The sequence below is a fragment of the Sphingobacterium faecale genome, from assembly GCF_016746095.1.
In the GTDB taxonomy this organism is placed as follows: Bacteria; Bacteroidota; Bacteroidia; order Sphingobacteriales; family Sphingobacteriaceae; genus Sphingobacterium; species Sphingobacterium faecale.
Window position 1 is genome coordinate 1 of the sequence record NZ_JAERTY010000014.1, and the last position, 18,408, is coordinate 18,408.

An 18,408-nucleotide genomic window follows, 5' to 3' on the forward strand; every position below is an offset into this window, starting at 1 on the left:
TTTCTGATTCTATGACTGACAGGTTGAGTTTTTTTAACTTTCGCTGTTTCTCAACTACTCGTTACGTTACATGATCATTTCCTTAAAGAACTTTGTCCGCATCCGCATCGCGCTTCTGCTTTTATTATCGACATCCAAAGATGTGACTTGTCATTCTGTTGCTCCGATCACCCTTGCGGTGACCGCCCTTCGTTTCCGTTAGGACTGCAAAGGTAGGAATCTTTTTTAAACCTCCAAATTTTATTTTAAAATAATTTCCGGAGAAGATCTAAGAGCATCGGATCTGACGGATTAAACCGCAAAATAAACGCTCTATCTACCTTATGTCATCGTTCCGGAGAACCGTCCCTCCCTCGCGGAGTGGTGCAAAGATAGGAACTTTAAAACCACATTTCAAAGACATAACACAGACTATTTTACAGCATACACCGTAAAACGCTGGAACAGCGGGCAATAAAATTTAAAAAAGAAAGCACACAGGCACCATGGACTGCAAAAAAGGCATACTATTCCTATCATCGGGCAGGATCAGCAGGGATTTAAACAAGGCGTAACAGCGCTTTTATAGTGGTTTACCGCTATGAACCCTCTACAGACCTCTATTATAACACAAAATAACCCCTGTAAAATTTAAAGCAGGCACGGAACAATAAAGAAGTATTGTTAAAGAACAGACTATTCAGACCCCACATATTATAAAGACCATACATATAAAGGAAGAAGAGACAAATTAGAACACACTGACTGTACCATCTTAAGCAGAGCTCATTTCTTAACTCCAATACAAGAGTCAAAAAAAGACCTTTCGATAATGGAAAAGGTCTTCAAACAGTAAAACAATCGAAATATGCTACACCCGAGTTATTACAACGAGCTAAAAACCGCTGATACCAGTAATATCCTGCCCCGTAATCAATAGGTGCACATCATGTGTTCCCTCATAAGTAATGACAGATTCTAGATTCATCATATGACGCATAATCGGATAATCCCCAACAATTCCCATGGCACCGAGAATCTGCCTAGACTCCCGTGCGACCTGTAAAGCCATATTCACATTATTACGCTTCGCCATAGATATTTGTTGAGGAGTAGCTCTATTTTCATTTTTCAAAACACCCAAACGCCACGAAAGTAATTGAGCTTTTGTTATTTCCGTAATCATCTCAGCCAGCTTTTTCTGTTGCAACTGATACGCTGCTATAGGTTTTCCGAACTGAGTTCTTTCTAACGCGTATTGAAGAGCAACTTGATAACAGTCGATGGCCGCTCCTATTACACCCCAAGAAATACCATAACGTGCCGAATTCAAACAAGACAATGGTCCGCGCATGGATGAAACATCCGGCAACAACCGCTCAGATGGTATATATATACTATCAAACACCAGTTCGCCAGTTCGGGATGCCCTCAACGACCATTTGTCTTTAATCTCAGGAGTAGAGAAACCTACATCTGCCCGCTCTACGATCACTCCTCTCACTTTTCCTTCTTCATCTTTGGCCCATACCACCGCAAGATCACAGATTGGTGCATTCGTAATCCAGGTCTTTGCTCCATCCAGTCGATATCCTTCACCGTCTTTCACCAGACGGGTTTCCATACTAGAAGGATCGGAACCGTGATTCGGTTCGGTAAGCCCAAAGGCCCCTATCCAATCACCCGAAGCCAACATCGGTAAATATTTATTCTTTTGATCGTCGGATCCGAAGGTATATATTGGATACATAACCAAAGAAGACTGCACCGATGCTGCAGAACGAATAGCCGAATCGCCAGCCTCTAATTCTTGCATAATCACTCCGTATGCCATATAATCCAGTCCTGCACCTCCGTACAGATTTGGAACGAAGGGGCCCAAAGCGCCTATGCTTCCTAGCTTTTTCATTAGGTCCGGAATCTCTTCGTGATCTTGCGCTTTTTGATCGATAGTGGGTAAAATTTCCGATCGCACAAAATCGCGTATTGTATCACGAATCAGTAGGTACTCTTCTCCCAAAAGTTCGCCTATATTGAAATAATCTACAGTACTGTTCATATCTTACCTGGCTTTCCGTAAAAATATCAAATATTCAACAAAAAAGAGTATAATGTAAATATTATTCTCTATATTTATTAAAATTTCGAATAATATAAACCATATTATGACAATCAAAGAATTAAAAACACTAGGAATCGAGATTGACAACCTAGGTACATCGACAGGTAGCAAATGGTTTGCAAAAGGAGATACTATTTCTTCTTTTTCACCGACCAATGGTAAGCTTATAGCAAAGGTTCAATCAACAACGCGTAAAGAATACGACAAAGTAATCAACGAAGCCGAAAAGGCTAAACTTATCTGGAGAGATATTCCAGCTCCAAAACGTGGAGAGATAGTACGTCAGTTGGGCGAAAAACTAAGAGAACTAAAACCTGTACTGGGCAAATTAGTCTCTTATGAAATGGGAAAATCTTACCAAGAGGGACTTGGAGAGGTTCAAGAAATGATTGATATATGCGATTTTGCAGTAGGGCTTTCCCGTCAGCTATATGGCAATACGATCCATTCGGAAAGACCGGGACACCGAATGTATGATCAATACCACCCACTTGGAATTGTAGGCATCATTACAGCTTTCAATTTCCCGGTCGCTGTATGGTCATGGAATGCAGCTTTAGCATTAGTATGTGGTGATGTTGTTGTCTGGAAACCTTCAGAAAAGACCCCGCTGTGTGCAGTAGCATGTCAAAAAATCATCGCCGATATCCTCAAAGCCAACAAACTTCCCGAAGGGATCTCTTCGTTAATAACAGGAGATGCAGAAGTTGGAAAATGGATTTCTGAAGACGAACGTATTCCGTTGGTATCTGCTACTGGCTCTACTAGAATGGGTAAGTTGGTCGCGATTACTGTTGCTCAGCGCTTAGGAAAAACATTATTGGAGTTGGGTGGCAACAATGCTATCATCGTAACACCAAGTGCCGATTTAAAAATGACCATTATAGGTGCAGTATTTGGTGCTGTAGGAACAGCTGGACAACGCTGTACGAGCACAAGAAGATTGATCGTACATGATAGTATTTACGACAAGGTCAAAAAAGCATTGACCGATGCTTACAAACAAATTAAAATCGGTGATCCATTGGATACCAAACACCACATGGGTCCATTGATTGATACCGACGCAGTACAAATGTACTTGAACGCATTGGGCAAAATCAAAGAACAAGGTGGTAAAATATTAGTTGAAGGCAAAGTCTTAAGTGGGAAAGGCTATGAGAGTGGCTGTTACGTGACTCCCGTCATTGCGGAAGTGGAGAACCACTATCAGATTGTACAGGACGAAACTTTTGCCCCTATCTTATATCTAATTAAATACAGTGGTGAGGTCGATAACGCTATAGCGCTACAAAACGGTGTAAAACAAGGCTTATCTTCTGCCATCATGACCTCTAGTCTACGTGAGTCAGAACTATTCTTAAGCCAAAACGGGTCTGACTGTGGTATCGCCAATGTTAATATTGGCACATCTGGTGCCGAAATCGGTGGTGCCTTTGGTGGTGAAAAAGAAACAGGTGGTGGTCGCGAATCAGGTTCTGATGCATGGAAGGTATATATGCGTCGTCAGACCAACACTATCAATTACACTACTAGCCTACCACTAGCGCAAGGAATAAAGTTTGACCTTTAAAAACAAAAAAATTATGAGAGAAGTACACCAAAGATTGGCAAAACATATATTAGCAGATGGGTTCCCGGTTGTTATCGACCTAGAGAAATCCCACGGTTCTTACATCGCTGATGTAGATGGCAACGAATACTTAGATATGTTCAGTATGTTTGCCTCATCTCCAATCGGATACAATCACCCCCACATTCTAAAAAATGCGGAAGTATTAAAAGAGGCTGCGATTAATAAACTCGCACTATCAGATATCTACCCGACGATATATGCGGACTTTTTAGATACGTTCTCACGGGTAGCCATTCCCAAAGAACTGAGCTATTGCTTCTTTATCGATGGTGGTTCATTAGCTGTAGAAAATGCATTGAAAGCAGGGTTTGACTGGAAAACGAGAATCAATCTATCTAAAGGAATAGAACATGAAGCGAGTCAGGTCATTCACTTCAAACAGGCATTCCACGGTCGTTCGGGATATACTTTATCTTTGACCAACACCAAGGATCCTAAAAAATACATGTATTTTCCGAAATTCAATTGGCCTCGTATCACGAATCCAAAATTGAAGTTTCCACTCAACGAGAGCAATCTTGCAGAGACTATCGAATTAGAAAACCAAGCTATCGCAGAAATCAATGCGGCTATTACACAACGTCCAGAAGATATCGCCTGTTTGATCATCGAAACCATACAGGCGGAGGGAGGTGACAACCACTTCAGAAAAGAGTTCTTCAAAAAGCTCAGAGAAATCTGTGATCAGAATGATATCATCCTCATTCTGGACGAAGTACAGACTGGTATCGCGATGACTGGAAAAATGTGGGGATATCAACATTATGGTATTATTCCTGATGTGATTGCCTTCGGTAAGAAAACACAGGTCTGTGGTATACTCGCCAATCAGGAAAAATTTGATCGCGTTGAAAAGAATGTTTTCAAGGAATCGAGCCGTATCAATTCGACCTTCGGCGGAAACCTGGTAGACATGGTACGCTTCAAATTGATTCTGGAAGTCATTGAACAAGAAAACCTGGTAGTTAAGGCGGACGAAAAAGGAAAATACATCCTAGAACAGATCGATCAATTGGTCAAAGATTTTCCACAGTTGTCTAACGCCCGTGGAAAAGGATTACTTACGGCATTTGATTTTGACACTGAAAAATCACGTGACGAGTTTATTTCCAAGACTCTTGATAACAAACTGTTGATATTAGGATGTGGAGAGAGAAGCGTACGCTTTAGACCACACCTTACGGTTACGATAGAAGATATCGACAAAGCATTTGCCATCATCCGCAATTGTTTGGCTTAAACGATCTTCTGTTACAAATATTCTTCTAAAAGGAATCAAAGGCTACATAATTATGTAGCCTTTATTTTTTCTATTGTATATTTAGATCAAAATAAATCACAACATATGCAATCTCCTTTAATCAACATAGAAACACTACATGAGTTAAGTGCAAATAACAAACTTGTCATTCTTGATGCGACTATTGACAAAGTCAATGAAAAGATCGACAACCACAATAGAGCACTGATTCCCAATTCCTTATTTTTCGATATTGAAGGTTGTTTTTCAGACCACAGTTCGGGGCTTCCCCACACTATGGTTAGTGCAACCATATTCTCAGAACAAGTACAACGGCTCGGTATTAACCAAGATAGCATCATCGTTATCTATGATCGCTGGGGGGTATATTCCAGTCCACGAGCCTGGTGGATGTTCCGATATATGGGGCATACGCAGACTTACGTATTAGATGGAGGAATAAAGGCTTGGCAAGAAGCTGGCCTACCTACCACAGGTAGTCATATCAACAACACAAAACAAGGTAATTTTATTGCTTCTATACAACCAGATTGGATAACGGATAAACAAACCATTCTAGCCTCACTAGCTACAAACCAGAGCAACATAATAGATGCCCGAGGAGAAGGTCGTTTTAATGGCATCTCGCCGGAACCTAGACCCGGTGTACGATCAGGACATATCCCAACTTCAAGCAATATTCCATTTGATTTGGTTTTAGAAGGAACCTATTTAAAAGATGTCCAAACTCTGAAAGCCTTATTCAACACACATCTTTCAAACAGCAAGCAAAACATATTTTCTTGTGGCTCAGGAATAACAGCATCAATACTTGCACTCGCCGCTTTTCAAGCTGGAAGAAGTAACATTTCCGTATATGATGGTTCTTGGGCAGAATGGGGATCCGACCCTACTCTTCCCATAGCGTAAGTTCTTGTTTCAAAACAAGAACTTACTCCATTGCTTTTGAAAAGCTTTCTCATCCATCCAATCATAGACGGAAACTCTCAATAACTCTTTTATCTCGACTTTCGATTTTGGCTGTACCTTTTTGCCTTTAGTGAGCTGGCTCGATACGGGTTGATTATTTAACTCTACCTGAGTAGCAAACATATTTATATTCCAACTCGGAACGGACAAGCCCAGTATCGTACCCGGCAATCCCTGTATTAGTTCGGGACCAATAGGCATCGCAATCTGATTCGTAAAAAAAGCAACAACATAAATAGAATCCTGAATCAAGCCATTAGCCCTTCGACAATCGTATCCAGCAATATTTCGATATTCATCGGTATATTTCCACTTGACATTGGGTATCGTATCTTTCAATAAAATTTCATCTCCTCCAAAGTGAATCAACCGTGAAAACATGTTCGTTTTTTGATTTTTATAGGTCTTCGAATCATTGAATACAGGAAGATAATTTAAGGCACTACGATAATTAGAAGGATAGTCTTCTTTGATTATCTCAAATAAGGTCTCTCCATCGTAAAATTTAAGGCTATGTTTAGTCCCTAATTCCACTGGACCGTTTTTCACCACCTCATCGACAAACATCTTATCCCAAGTCTCGAGATCAGCCTTATTCAAGTAGTTCCGTTTTAAATAATTCTGTACATGAAACCTGCGCTCATAAGTGATCGTGCCACTATTTGGAAAAAAAGCATACTGTGCATGTGTTTCAATCAACACAAAATTCAGAAAAGTTAATAATAATACCGTCTTAATCATCTTAGTTACCTCCTTTCATAGTTGTAAAATTGTAAATCAGTTTAAACATTCCGTAACGCTTTAACACATCATTGCTCGTCTGGACAAAGGAATATCCATCCTGATAACGGTTTATACCATTATTCTTATTTAAAATATCGTTTACGAAAAACTGCGCTTCCAACGATTTATCCTTTAAGAATTTTTTAGAAATATACCCTGTCATATTGAAAGTATTAAAAGCTTTAAGTGTTTCGGTCGCTCCTTGATAAGATTGATTCATACTAACAGCAATTTTAAAATCTTTAGGAAAATAATAAGTAACGTTTGAATTAGATGACAATGTAAAAGTGGTACTATTCAACTCGGATTGTAACGATGAGTTAAGTACTTGCACTCCCGGTCGAAAATCTACAGAAAAATCTATCTTATTAGCTCTGTATCGACTAATTCCCAAAGAAGGTCCAAAACTAAAACGCTCCGTATTATTTAATTCAGGTTCTTCCTCCCCTGTCGACAAATAGTTGTAATTAGTATTAAAGCTCGCAGACAGACCCGTATTTATATTAACACCTATTTTACGGAATAAAGGCATCCGATAGCCGCCCCCCATATGAGCTGACCAGTTTTGCTTATCAATATTGACAAAAGAAATATCCCTTTTTCCGGTCTCGGAATAATAACGAACTCGGCTATTTATACTATTGATATTTTGATTTGCGCCACCATATAAATATAAACTTTGATCTTTCAACGGTCGATAAGAATTAAAATCTACGGAATAAGAATTACTGAATCCGGTAGACAGATCAGGATTATCTAAATAATTGACCAATTGATTAGCATTTTGCTTTAAGGGTTCAATCTGTGTCAAATCAGGCTGTACTGTACGTCCAAAGTATCTAAAACTAACATTTTTACTTTTTGAAAGCTTATAACCTACGTATAACATGGGGTTAACAGATATCTGAGAACGCTGCAACTCTGTATTTAGATTATTATAGGTTCGTACCACGTCTTCAAAGTCTAATCTATTGCTCACATTAATAGTCCATAGATCATTTTTAAAGTTTACTCCTGCATTAGCTGTATTTTTTGATCTGTTAACTTTAAAATCATTCAAAACCTGCAAATCTAACAAGGTATAATCACCTGTGACAGGATCTCGATCAAAGGATTCATTTAAGTTGTTCACATTACTTTTTTGCAAGGAATACCCCAAGGTCGCCGTCAGATACTTACTTAATGGCTCAGTATAGTTCAAGGAAGTGGTGAATACGGTGCTTCCTACTTCATCACGTTTAAGTTGATCAATTTCCTCCGTTACGGCTGTGGAATAATAGTTTGCTAATGAGTAGTAATTGGTGGTTCCATCAGTCTGATTCGATCGAAGGTTTGCATTAAATGTCATTGATCGTTTATCCTTTTTAAACTTTCTAGTCAATAGAAAATCTAGATTAAGGTTTTCACTATTATTGATTGCCTTACTTCTATTCTCCATTTCGTTAATTAAATTCTCCTCTAAACTTCGACGATCTGTTTCCTTCTCTTCTTTATTTTCTTGATTTTTTCGGACATAACCAAAGCGAACCGTTCCCGAAGACAAAGAATCTATATTAAAATCATAACGCATATTAACATTATGTGACTTATCCTCATTATTTGTTATAGTGGTAGCATTATCCAAAGTAGCATTCTCCGGATAATTTTCCTGCGCTCGGTAATTACTATTGTTTCGGACATCCATCTGATTCCTTTTGTAATTTACATTCAACTTATGTTTATCATTCTTCGACTTATCGGAAAAGCTAAATCCCATATTCAATGCCTTTGGCACACCTGCACCCCTGTAAGTGCCACTCCAGGAGTCTGCTCCGTCAAAACCTCCATCAGATGTTATCATAATTCCCCCTCCGTCCATTACAGATACATTCGTATTCCCTCCTACCCCATATTTCTGACCATCCTCAAACCCTAGCCCAACTAATCCGTCATTCGCAATTATTCCATATGCTGCTATTTTTTGAGTTCCCATAAAGCGATTTGCCATTACCTTTCCGGCGTAGTAGTTATCAGTCCCTATTCCTCCTGATACTTGGCCGAACATACCTTTCTTTTTGTCTTCTTTCAGTTTGATATCAATAGTTTGAGTTCGCTCACCATCATCAATGCCAGTTCTTACTGCGAGATCTGATTTTTTTTCGTAAACCTGTACTTTGCTTACCATATCGGATCGTATATTTCTGGTTATCAGAGTAGGATCATCGCCAAAAAATTCTTCCCCATCCAATAACACTTTTTTCACCTCCTTTCCTTGCGCTGTGATCCTACCATTCGCATCCATAGTTATACCTGGAAGCACTTTCAATAAGTCCTCAACTTTAGCATCTTTTTCCACCTTAAAACTACCTGCATCATATTCTATCGTATCTCCCTTTATTACAACAGGAATTCGGCCCATCACCTGAACCTCCTCGATCAATAAAGCAACTTTTGACAGCTTAATAATCCCCAACTCCCTTCCAGTTGGCCCTAATACTAGATCCTGGACAAAGTCTGCATACTGAGGATAGGACACAAGCAATTTATAACTTCCGGTATCTAAATTGTTTAGAAAAAAGTTACCATTTTCTTTTGACCATGTAAAACGGAGGAGAATAGAGTCCTTTGGGTTCAGAAGTGCAATAGATGCCTTCTCTAACTTACTATTATCAGCACCGTCAACAACTTGCCCAGAAACTTTAGTTTGTGCAGAAACCGAAAAAAAACTCATAAATAGAAAGCTGATAAAAAGTAGCAATACCGGGTTTGGATTCATATAAAATAGTTTATAATAAGCTTTTTATTAAGCATTTATACCAAAACTAAACATTTAGTTATTAAAGAATCCTAAAAATATGTTAAATATAGTTATCTAAATGTTAAATATAAGTGATAGTATTTTTCTAATAATTAAACCCACTTAAGGTAACAAAAAAAGACCGATCCTTTTTTTGAATCAGTCTTTCCTCACTCTTTCTTTTATTATTCGCTACTCCGCTCCCGGATAAGGCACATAATCATCATCTCCTGGAACTTCAGGAAATTCCCGTGCAATCCATTTGCGTTTAGCCTCCTCATTAATTTCTCTATCGGTAGCTACAAAGTTCCATGATATAAACCGTTCTTCCGGAAATGGCTCCCCTCCAAAGATATATACCGTCGTATTTGCTTTCATTGTAAATGAGCAGAGGTGTGCATCTTTAGTAATCAAAATCTGCTTGGGGCCATAATCGAATCCATTGCTTTCAATGTCTCCTTCCAAAATATAAAGACCGCTTTCCCCGTACAGTTCTCCGCGGATATCAATGAAAGCATCTTTTTTACCCGTCTTGATTTCAATCATATATAATTTACTATACACCGGAACGGGAGACTTCTTTCCGAAGGCTTGTCCTGCAATCAGCTTATAGGACACCCCATCCTGTTCCCAGGCAGGTATATCCTCAGCTTCGGTATGATGAAATTCGGGATCCATAAACTCTAACTCTTTGGGCAACGCTACCCAAATCTGTAAACCATGCATGAATTTATCCTGATGACGGAGATACTCAGGTGTCCGCTCCGAATGAGTCACACCTTTACCAGCAGTCATCCAATTTACAGCACCTGGTTTGATTTCCATTGCTGTACCTAAACTATCACGGTGAAAAATCGCACCATCAAAAAGGTAGGTCAGCGTAGAAAGGCCGATATGCGGATGAGGCCCTACGTCGAGGTTTTCATGTTCAGCAAGACAAACAGGCCCCATATGGTCAATAAATACAAATGGACCTATAGATCTCTTTTGTCGAAAGGGCAAAAGCCTACCCACAAGAAAATTACCAATATTGGCAGCAGTTTCTTCTCTAATAAAATCAATATTTGACATACTATATTTCCTCCTTTGTTTTCTGAAAGTATATGATTTTAATGGACATCAAGAACTTTCATGTCTTTTGGTGACCCAAAGGAATCATGAAAGTTTTATACCTAAAGTTACATAATATATGTTAGTTATAAACTGAAGAAAATTTGAAAAAATGCCATCCTATAAAGGCGTGCCTTGCTAGGCACGCCTTTATAGGATAAGAACCGTTTTCTTTAAAACTTCTGTAAGATCTTAAAGATCAAATCAGAGCCTAACTTAGTCGTCCGCTGGTCAATATCATAAACTGGATTTAACTCGGCGACATCCACACTTACTAAATTAGGCAAACTGATAATTTCCTGAAAAATCTGTTGAAAGGTTACATCTGGAACAAGACCATTAAAAGCCAAGGCACTCACCCCCGGAGCATAAGGCGCGGCAAAAGCATCTAAATCTATTGTCAGATAAACCAGATCTACCTGAACTGCAAAATCACGCACTGCCTTCCGTATTTCCGACATGTTACCCGCATGGACATCTTCAGCCTTTATAACTGTTGTTCCTTTATCTTTAGCATAAGCTAATAGCGATGGCGTATTCGAAATATCTTGAATTCCTAACGCCAAATAATGAAAAAGCTTTCCCTCCCGAGACAGATCATCGGCTATCTGATAAAATCCTGTACCCGAATTTCCCACACCATCTTTCAGGGGGCGAATATCCAGGTGTGCATCGATATTAATAATTCCAATGGATTTACCCTCGACATGCAATCCCTTAAAGTGCGCATAGGTAATCTCATGCCCGCCTCCCAATAAGAGAGGGAACCCGCCTCGCTGGCGGATCTTGGCAACCAGTTCAGCGAGGCGCTGTTGGGCTGCTTCCAGCCCAGTATCTTGACAATACACGTCTCCAGCATCCAGTAATCGGATTTGATGCGAAAAATGCACCGGCAATCCTGCTAATATTTTTCGGAACTGAGCAGGGCCATTCTGGGCACCTACCCTTCCCTGGTTACGGCGCACGCCTTCATCACAACAAAACCCCAATAGCACAACTGCATTTTTCAGTTCTTGTGTCTCGTCCAGATCGATAGAACGCACCTCTTGATGCCAGCGTCGCAGTCCCTGCTCCGCACCATCAACACGACCTACCCAATGTCCGGGATTTCCTGGTTGATATAATGAATTCATATTTAAATAATTATCTTCGATGAGCTCGCAAGCTCAGTTTGTCTTCAATGGCCATATGGAATATCCAAAGTATTTTCATGCGTGTTTGTGCAGTCCGTGCTACATGGATATTTCATGCTAACCTATTCAAAAAGTTTATCCAAAACCGCAGTATCCACCAATTCGGCTTTTGTAACCTTCAATGTAGGGCTTCGCTGCAGCTCTGTTTCTATCGCCTGCATGGCCTCTTTATTGCGGGCCCAAGCTCTACGTGCGATTCCATTATTAACATCAAAGAACAACATATTACGCAATTTCTCTTCTGCAGCGGCGGAACCGTCCAGCAACATACCGAAGCCGCCATTGATTACCTCACCCCATCCTACACCGCCACCGTTATGGATAGACACCCATGTAGCACCTCTGAAACTGTCACCGATTACATTATGTATCGCCATATCGGCCGTAAATTTACTGCCATCATAGATATTGCTCGTTTCCCGATAAGGCGAATCCGTACCACTCACATCATGGTGATCTCTACCCAGCACAACAGGTGCAGACAACTGCCCCGTTTGTACCGCATCGTTAAATGCTTTTGCAATTTTCATACGACCCAATGCATCAGCATATAAGATACGAGCTTGAGACCCCACTACCAAACGGTTTTCTTCAGCATCCGCTATCCATTTTATATTATCCGCAAGTTGCTGTTTGATTTCTTCTGGTGCTTCTTTCTGTAAATCCTTCATCACCTCAAGAGCAATTCGATCGGTTGTGCGAAGATCCTCAGCCTTGCCTGAAGTACACACCCAACGGAATGGCCCAAAACCATAGTCAAAACACATTGGACCTAGAATGTCCTGTACATAAGACGGGTATTTAAAGTTAATACCATCTACAGCCAACACATCAGCTCCAGCACGCGAGGCTTCCAACAGAAAGGCATTTCCATAATCGAAAAAGTAAGTTCCACGTGCAGCGTGCTTATTAATAGCATTGGCCTGTCTCACCAAAGATTGTTGTACCGCCTTTTTAAATTCTTCGGGTTCTTCTGCAATCATCCTATTCGCCTCCTCAAAACTATATCCCACCGGATAGTATCCACCAGACCAAGGATTATGCAATGATGTCTGGTCCGAACCAACCGTAACAAACACTTCTTGCTCATAAAAAGCTTCCCATACATCTACCACGTTACCTATATAAGCCAATGAAACGACTTCTTCCTCTTGGATTGCCTGTTTTACCCGGGCTATAAGTCCCTGCATATTTTCATGCAGCTCGTCGACCCAACCCTGTTCGTGGCGCTTGCGTGCCGCAGCGGGATTCACTTCTGCACATACCGTAACACAACTCGCTATATTTCCAGCTTTAGGTTGCGCACCACTCATCCCCCCTAATCCCGAGGTCAGGAAAATTTTGCCCCGAGAACTATCGCCCTTTTTCAGATGCTTACGAAAAGCATTCATAACTGTAATCGTAGTACCATGTACAATACCCTGTGGGCCAATATACATGTACGAACCTGCAGTCATCTGTCCATATTGCGTAACCCCCAAAGCATTGAAGCGCTCCCAATCATCGGGCTTGGAATAATTAGAAATCATCATCCCGTTGGTCACCACAACTCTTGGTGCTGAAGTCGATGATGGGAACAATCCCATTGGGTGTCCTGAGTACATATGCAGAGTTTGCTCCTCCGTCATCTTTGCCAAATATTGCATCGTCAACAGATACTGTGCCCAGTTTTGGAATACTGCACCATTCCCCCCATAAGTAATCAACTCATGCGGATGCTGTGCTACCGCAGGATCCAGATTATTCTGTATCATCAGCATAATCGCTGCCGCTTGACGGCTTTGCGCGGGATACTCTTCTATCGGACGGGCATACATCGCATAAGTCGGGCGGAAACGATACATGTAAATCCGTCCGTAACGACGCAGCTCCTCGAGGAAGTCTGCGGCCAGCTCTTCATGCCATCCTGCAGGAAAATAACGTAACGCATTTGCGATAGCCAATCGTTCTTCGTCTTTCGTAAGTATCTGTTTACGTACCGGAGCATGGCTCACCGAAGGATCTAAAGCCACCTTAGCTGGCAATTGATTCGGTATACCTTGTATTATTTCATTTTTAAATTTCTGCATGATTATTTTAAATTAGATCGAACCGCTATCCCGTTCTTCCAGACAGCCGATGGTTGCAATGCCCCTTGTAGGTAAGTGATGTTCTGATAATTGTTCGTATCGTAGAGGACAAAGTCGGCTAGCTGTCCTTCGACCAACCGACCTCTATCAGAGAGATTCAAGGCTTGTGCTGCTCTAAACGTAACGGCTGCCAACACTTCGGCATTGGAGAGTTTCTCCATCGTTGCCAAAATACCAGCCGATGCAATGAGCTGCCCCATAGGTGCCGAGCCTGGATTCCAGTCGGTTGCAATTGCCAACGAGGCACCTGCATCCAATAAGCGTCGAGCTGGTGTAAATGCACAGCCTATTCCCAAAGAAGCTGCAGGCAAGGCGACAGCTACTACATCCGAATCCGCAAGTAGCGCAATCTCTGCATCTGTTGATGCCTCTAGATGATCGGCCGATACCGCATCAAAAGCAACAGCAACCGCAGATCCTGAGGTACTGAATTGATCAGCATGTACAGTAATCTTAAAGCCCAGCTCTTTTGCTTTTTTGAAATAATCCTGAATATCTTCTGCCGAAAAGGCAGTCTGTTCGATAAAAGCATCTATCCGCTCAGTCAGCTTCTCCTCCTTCAACACAGGGAAAAGATCTGCAGCCATAAGAGCTAGGTATTCTTTCGCTGTCCCTTCAAAATCTTTTGGCTTCATGTGCGCTGCCAGACAAGTTGGGACAAGATCCATCTCCAGTTCCGCATTAGCCTGCTTGACTGCCCGCAATGTCTTCAGCTCTTCCTCCTTATTAAGTCCGTATCCACTTTTCACCTCTACAGTGGTGATTCCTTGCGCCAAAAGACAAGCTGCCCTACGCTTTGTCAATTCCTTCAATTCCTCTTGTGTCGCCTCACGTGTATGTTTGACCGTACTCCAAATACCACCACCTGCTTGGGCAATCTCCAAATAGGAACTTCCCGCATTACGCATTGCAAAATCATTAGCACGATTGCCACCAAAGGCAATGTGTGTATGGCAATCAACAAATGAAGGTAAACAGACCTTATCTCGCGCGATCAACTCCACCTCTACCGCATCTCCCGCCTGACTACGGAGTGTCTCAAAATCACCTACCGCTTTGACTTTTCCATTTTCGATCCATAACCCACCCTGCTCGATTACCTCGAGCTGACTGTCATTCAACGCCCCTTTAAGAGGCAGATCACGCATGGTCAGCAACTGCCTAAAAGGTCCTATAAGTACTTCGTTCATCCCTAATAATTTTCAAAATATTCAACACCTGCGCCAAAATACGCTTTATCACCTGTAGCTTTGGCCAGCTCAACCAATTCACCCGATTTTACCAATGCCAACGCTTTATCCATAATATCCTGCATAGGCTGATCTTCTGCCAGATGAGGAATATGCTTGCGGATATGCTGATGTAAGCCTTCAACAACAGCTGTAGATTGCAGTGGGCTATGGAAATCCTTAGCTTGTGCTGCGCAAAGCAGCTCTACACTTAATATCTTATCCACATTATCAATAACCTGTAATAACTTTCTTCCGGATATCGACCCCATACTCACATGATCTTCCTGTCCCATCGATGTGGGTATGCTATCTGCCGAAGCAGGGAAACAAAGTCCCTTATTCTCACTGGCAATAGCGGCAGTTGTGTACTGCAAAATCATAAAACCAGAATTTAGACCCGTTGCCTTCATCAACAACTTAGGTACCCCATTTGTTTCTCCCTCTAGAGAAAGATACACCCTACGATCGGATATATTCCCCAATTCACTAACAGCTAGTGTCGCATAATCCAACGGAAGTGCGATAGGCTGTCCATGGAACGAACCTCCACTAATGGTCAGTTCACTATTTATAATAATAGGGTTGTCTGTTACTGCATTAATCTCTGTTTCAATAATTTCTTTAAAATGCAGCCAAGCGTTGCGGGAAGCACCATGCACCTGTGGTATACAACGCATCGAATAAGGATCCTGTACTCTCGAACAGTTCTTATGCGACTCTAAAATTGCAGAGCCCGACAACAGGTTATGTATCGTCGAAGCGACAAACACATTCCCCTTATACGGTCTCAACTGGTGTAATTCGCTAAAGAACGGCTTGATCGAACCATTCAACCCCTCGATCATTAAAGTTGCGATCAGATCAGCGTTATTCATCAATCGGTTCATCTCGACAACAGCCTTCACGCCATGTGCTGCCATAAACTGTGTTCCGTTGATCAATGCTAACCCCTCTTTTGCACCCAGAGCCACAGGTTTCATCTGTAATTCATCCAACACATCGGCTGTATTGCGGATTTCATCTTTATAAAACACCTTTCCGAGACCAATCAAAGGCAAGAATAGATGTGACAATGGTGCCAGATCACCGGAAGCTCCTACCGATCCCTGTTTGGGGACGACAGGAACGATATCCTGTTGGATATGCCAGATAATGCGTTGTACTGTACTCAACTGTACCCCTGAAAAACCTTTGGACAAAGCATGTACCTTTAAAATCATCATCAACTTGGACAACTCCTTATCAATAGGCTCTCCTACCCCTACAGCATGACTCATCAAGATGTTCTCCTGCAGTTTACGGGTATCGTTCGCATCAATCAGAGTCGTGCATAACGGACCAAAACCAGTATTTATTCCATACACTACCTTCCCCGAGTCCACGATTTCCTGTACATATCCTGCACTCTTCTCGATATCCTTTATTACTTCTTCTGTTAAGATACCATGCACTGTACCTCTTGCTATACCTAAAGCAATGGAGCTCTGTAAAAAATCGACTCCGTATTTAAATGTATTCATCTTGTCTTTCGTTTTATCTCAAATTTAACAGCTATATTTGATAACCGGTAATACCATTTAAGTCAACTATTAATAACCATGAATTATCAAATAGAACTTCGACATCTCCATTATTTCAAGGTTCTGGCCGAAGAACTTCATTTCCGTAAAGCTGCGGATCGGCTTTTCATCTCCCAACCAGGACTGAGCAGACAGATCAAACAGATGGAAAATATTTATAAGACTACACTATTTGAACGAACCAAGCGTACAGTGCAATTAACTGAGGCTGGCAAATACCTTTTACACGAAGTGGAACTGCTATTCAGTCAACTCAGCAACATTCAAACACAGATTGAAAAGATTGCGGAAGGGAAGATAACATCACTCAAACTGGGATTTATTGGCTCTGCTGTACAGACTATACTTCCCAAACTATTAGCTTCATTAAAGCAAAAGCAACCTTTGATCGACATCACGCTCAATGAGCTCAGCAATGAAATGCAACTCGAAATGCTGGGACGTAATGAATTGGATTTTGGATTTGTCCGTGTCGATGGTACGCCACCGCATATAAAATCATTACCTATCCTAACCGAGCATTTCGCACTTGTTATACCCAAGAATCACCCGCTCAAATCAAAACCCAGTCTTCAGTTGACAGACTTCAAAGATGAACCCTTCATCCTGTTTTCAAAAGCTTATAGCATTTCCTATTATGACCTGGTGATGAGCATATTTCGCGATCATGATTTTGTGCCCCATGTCACCCTACGAACGGTCAATGCATTAAGTATATTCAATCTGGTATCTCAGGGACTTGGAGTAGCCATAGTTCCCTCTTCGTTAAAAAACGGATACAGTACAGACGTTGATTTTATCGAACTCGAACAGATACGCCAGCGTACAACCCTTACCCTGATTTGGAATAGGGAGAACCGCAATCCTGGCATATCAGCTTTACTTGAAGAGGTTAAGCACTTGCTAGACGATAATTAGTATTTCTGTTAATTCAGGTCGTTTTCTATTGCTAGATCATACTTTAGCAGCAGGAGCTCCAACTGATAGATCGTAAACTTTGCCTTCTTCACCTTATTGAGGTCCAGGTCTAGAATCACATTTGTAGATGTTCTAAAATCGACTTTCTCGATGTTTGTTCCTACAAAAGTCGCCCCCAGTAGATCACAGTCCGCAAAAACGCTCGCTGACAAATCCGCTTCGCTAAAATCCACCTCACGCAAGGAGCACTTCGAAAAACGCATCTTCTTTAGATTTGCACCGTAAAATATAGAATAGTCAAGCTGGCATTTTTCAAAAGAAAAAGAGAACATAAACTTGTTGAGGGAGGAGAAATCCAGTCCCATAATCTTACAATCCTTAAAAACCACATTACGCAATCCTACCCCCTGCAGATTCGCCATAGAAAGATTGCATGCATCAAAGGTACAATCTTCGAAATCATTGGTTCTTAGGTCACTCTTAGAAAAATCACAACCTATAAAATGACACCGGACAAACTCCCGATTACGAAGTCCCTTCTCTGCATAATCAACCTGTTTAAAGGTTTTGTCGGCATGTGTAACAATCTCTGAGTTCATATTCTATCTAATTTTCAGGACCTGATCAAGACCCGCAATTTCCTGCTTAAGGTAGGAATTATTTCGCTTGCTTTTCAAAAAGCCGTAACTTGAGTGCATAATTTTACACTTCGTTTATGGA

The 18,408-nt window shown here is 41.2% G+C and carries 13 protein-coding genes; 4 read left to right on the top strand and 9 right to left on the bottom strand.

Going from position 1 to position 18,408, the window contains the following annotated elements:
- Nucleotides 1-874: 874 nt before the first annotated feature.
- Nucleotides 875-2,038 (bottom strand): acyl-CoA dehydrogenase family protein, encoded by a 1,164-nt coding sequence (locus tag JKG61_RS21010; RefSeq protein ID WP_202104981.1) that lies wholly within the window; start codon nt 2,036-2,038, stop codon nt 875-877.
- A 106-nt stretch (nt 2,039-2,144) separates the two neighbouring features.
- Here JKG61_RS21010 and amaB point away from each other — a divergent pair, with 106 nt between their 5' ends.
- The 3 genes from amaB to JKG61_RS21025 all read left to right on the top strand — a co-directional run bounded on the left by amaB (nt 2,145) and on the right by JKG61_RS21025 (nt 5,907).
- Complete coding sequence (gene amaB / locus JKG61_RS21015; protein WP_202104982.1) at nt 2,145-3,674, top strand: L-piperidine-6-carboxylate dehydrogenase; 1,530 nt, start codon at nt 2,145-2,147, stop codon at nt 3,672-3,674.
- A 13-nt stretch (nt 3,675-3,687) separates the two neighbouring features.
- Nucleotides 3,688-4,977 carry an L-lysine 6-transaminase gene (gene lat, locus JKG61_RS21020; protein WP_237249566.1) on the top strand — a complete coding sequence of 430 codons (1,290 nt, stop codon included), beginning with the start codon at nt 3,688-3,690 and terminating at the stop codon, nt 4,975-4,977.
- Between the two features lie 105 nt (nt 4,978-5,082).
- Nucleotides 5,083-5,907 carry a sulfurtransferase gene (locus JKG61_RS21025; protein ID WP_202104983.1) on the top strand — a complete coding sequence of 275 codons (825 nt, stop codon included), beginning with the start codon at nt 5,083-5,085 and terminating at the stop codon, nt 5,905-5,907.
- Between the two features lie 9 nt (nt 5,908-5,916).
- Here the strand turns inward: JKG61_RS21025 and JKG61_RS21030 are convergent, their stop codons facing one another.
- From JKG61_RS21030 to hutH, 7 genes are all read right to left on the bottom strand, one after another.
- Nucleotides 5,917-6,708 carry a GLPGLI family protein gene (locus JKG61_RS21030; RefSeq protein ID WP_202104984.1) on the bottom strand — a complete coding sequence of 264 codons (792 nt, stop codon included), beginning with the start codon at nt 6,706-6,708 and terminating at the stop codon, nt 5,917-5,919.
- A gap of 1 nt (nt 6,709) precedes the next feature.
- Nucleotides 6,710-9,505, bottom strand: a complete 2,796-nt coding sequence (locus JKG61_RS21035; protein WP_202104985.1) for a TonB-dependent receptor — start codon at nt 9,503-9,505, stop codon at nt 6,710-6,712.
- 213 nt (nt 9,506-9,718) lie between these two features.
- Nucleotides 9,719-10,597 (bottom strand): pirin family protein, encoded by an 879-nt coding sequence (locus JKG61_RS21040; protein ID WP_202104986.1) that lies wholly within the window; start codon nt 10,595-10,597, stop codon nt 9,719-9,721.
- Nucleotides 10,598-10,809: 212 nt separating this feature from the next.
- On the bottom strand, nt 10,810-11,769 hold the full coding sequence (gene hutG / locus JKG61_RS21045) for a formimidoylglutamase (RefSeq protein WP_202104987.1): 960 nt from the start codon (nt 11,767-11,769) through the stop codon (nt 10,810-10,812).
- Between the two features lie 122 nt (nt 11,770-11,891).
- Nucleotides 11,892-13,898 (bottom strand): urocanate hydratase, encoded by a 2,007-nt coding sequence (locus tag JKG61_RS21050; protein WP_202104988.1) that lies wholly within the window; start codon nt 13,896-13,898, stop codon nt 11,892-11,894.
- Between the two features lie 2 nt (nt 13,899-13,900).
- A complete protein-coding gene (gene hutI / locus JKG61_RS21055) occupies nt 13,901-15,148 on the bottom strand; it encodes an imidazolonepropionase (protein WP_202104989.1) in 1,248 nt (415 codons plus the stop codon).
- 2 nt (nt 15,149-15,150) lie between these two features.
- A complete protein-coding gene (gene hutH / locus JKG61_RS21060) occupies nt 15,151-16,710 on the bottom strand; it encodes a histidine ammonia-lyase (RefSeq protein ID WP_202104990.1) in 1,560 nt (519 codons plus the stop codon).
- A gap of 78 nt (nt 16,711-16,788) precedes the next feature.
- Here hutH and JKG61_RS21065 point away from each other — a divergent pair, with 78 nt between their 5' ends.
- Nucleotides 16,789-17,688 carry a LysR family transcriptional regulator gene (locus JKG61_RS21065; protein ID WP_202104991.1) on the top strand — a complete coding sequence of 300 codons (900 nt, stop codon included), beginning with the start codon at nt 16,789-16,791 and terminating at the stop codon, nt 17,686-17,688.
- Between the two features lie 8 nt (nt 17,689-17,696).
- Here JKG61_RS21065 and JKG61_RS21070 read toward each other — a convergent pair whose 3' ends face one another.
- Nucleotides 17,697-18,287, bottom strand: a complete 591-nt coding sequence (locus JKG61_RS21070; protein WP_202104992.1) for a pentapeptide repeat-containing protein — start codon at nt 18,285-18,287, stop codon at nt 17,697-17,699.
- Nucleotides 18,288-18,408 lie beyond the last annotated feature (121 nt).

Coding starts and splice junctions, on each gene's coding strand:
- JKG61_RS21010 (WP_202104981.1), bottom strand. CDS start 2,038: ATGAACAGTACTGTAGATTATTTCAATATAGGCGAACTTTTGGGAGAA.
- amaB (WP_202104982.1), top strand. CDS start 2,145: ATGACAATCAAAGAATTAAAAACACTAGGAATCGAGATTGACAACCTA.
- lat (WP_237249566.1), top strand. CDS start 3,688: ATGAGAGAAGTACACCAAAGATTGGCAAAACATATATTAGCAGATGGG.
- JKG61_RS21025 (WP_202104983.1), top strand. CDS start 5,083: ATGCAATCTCCTTTAATCAACATAGAAACACTACATGAGTTAAGTGCA.
- JKG61_RS21030 (WP_202104984.1), bottom strand. CDS start 6,708: ATGATTAAGACGGTATTATTATTAACTTTTCTGAATTTTGTGTTGATT.
- JKG61_RS21035 (WP_202104985.1), bottom strand. CDS start 9,505: ATGAATCCAAACCCGGTATTGCTACTTTTTATCAGCTTTCTATTTATG.
- JKG61_RS21040 (WP_202104986.1), bottom strand. CDS start 10,597: ATGTCAAATATTGATTTTATTAGAGAAGAAACTGCTGCCAATATTGGT.
- hutG (WP_202104987.1), bottom strand. CDS start 11,769: ATGAATTCATTATATCAACCAGGAAATCCCGGACATTGGGTAGGTCGT.
- JKG61_RS21050 (WP_202104988.1), bottom strand. CDS start 13,898: ATGCAGAAATTTAAAAATGAAATAATACAAGGTATACCGAATCAATTG.
- hutI (WP_202104989.1), bottom strand. CDS start 15,148: ATGAACGAAGTACTTATAGGACCTTTTAGGCAGTTGCTGACCATGCGT.
- hutH (WP_202104990.1), bottom strand. CDS start 16,710: ATGAATACATTTAAATACGGAGTCGATTTTTTACAGAGCTCCATTGCT.
- JKG61_RS21065 (WP_202104991.1), top strand. CDS start 16,789: ATGAATTATCAAATAGAACTTCGACATCTCCATTATTTCAAGGTTCTG.
- JKG61_RS21070 (WP_202104992.1), bottom strand. CDS start 18,287: ATGAACTCAGAGATTGTTACACATGCCGACAAAACCTTTAAACAGGTT.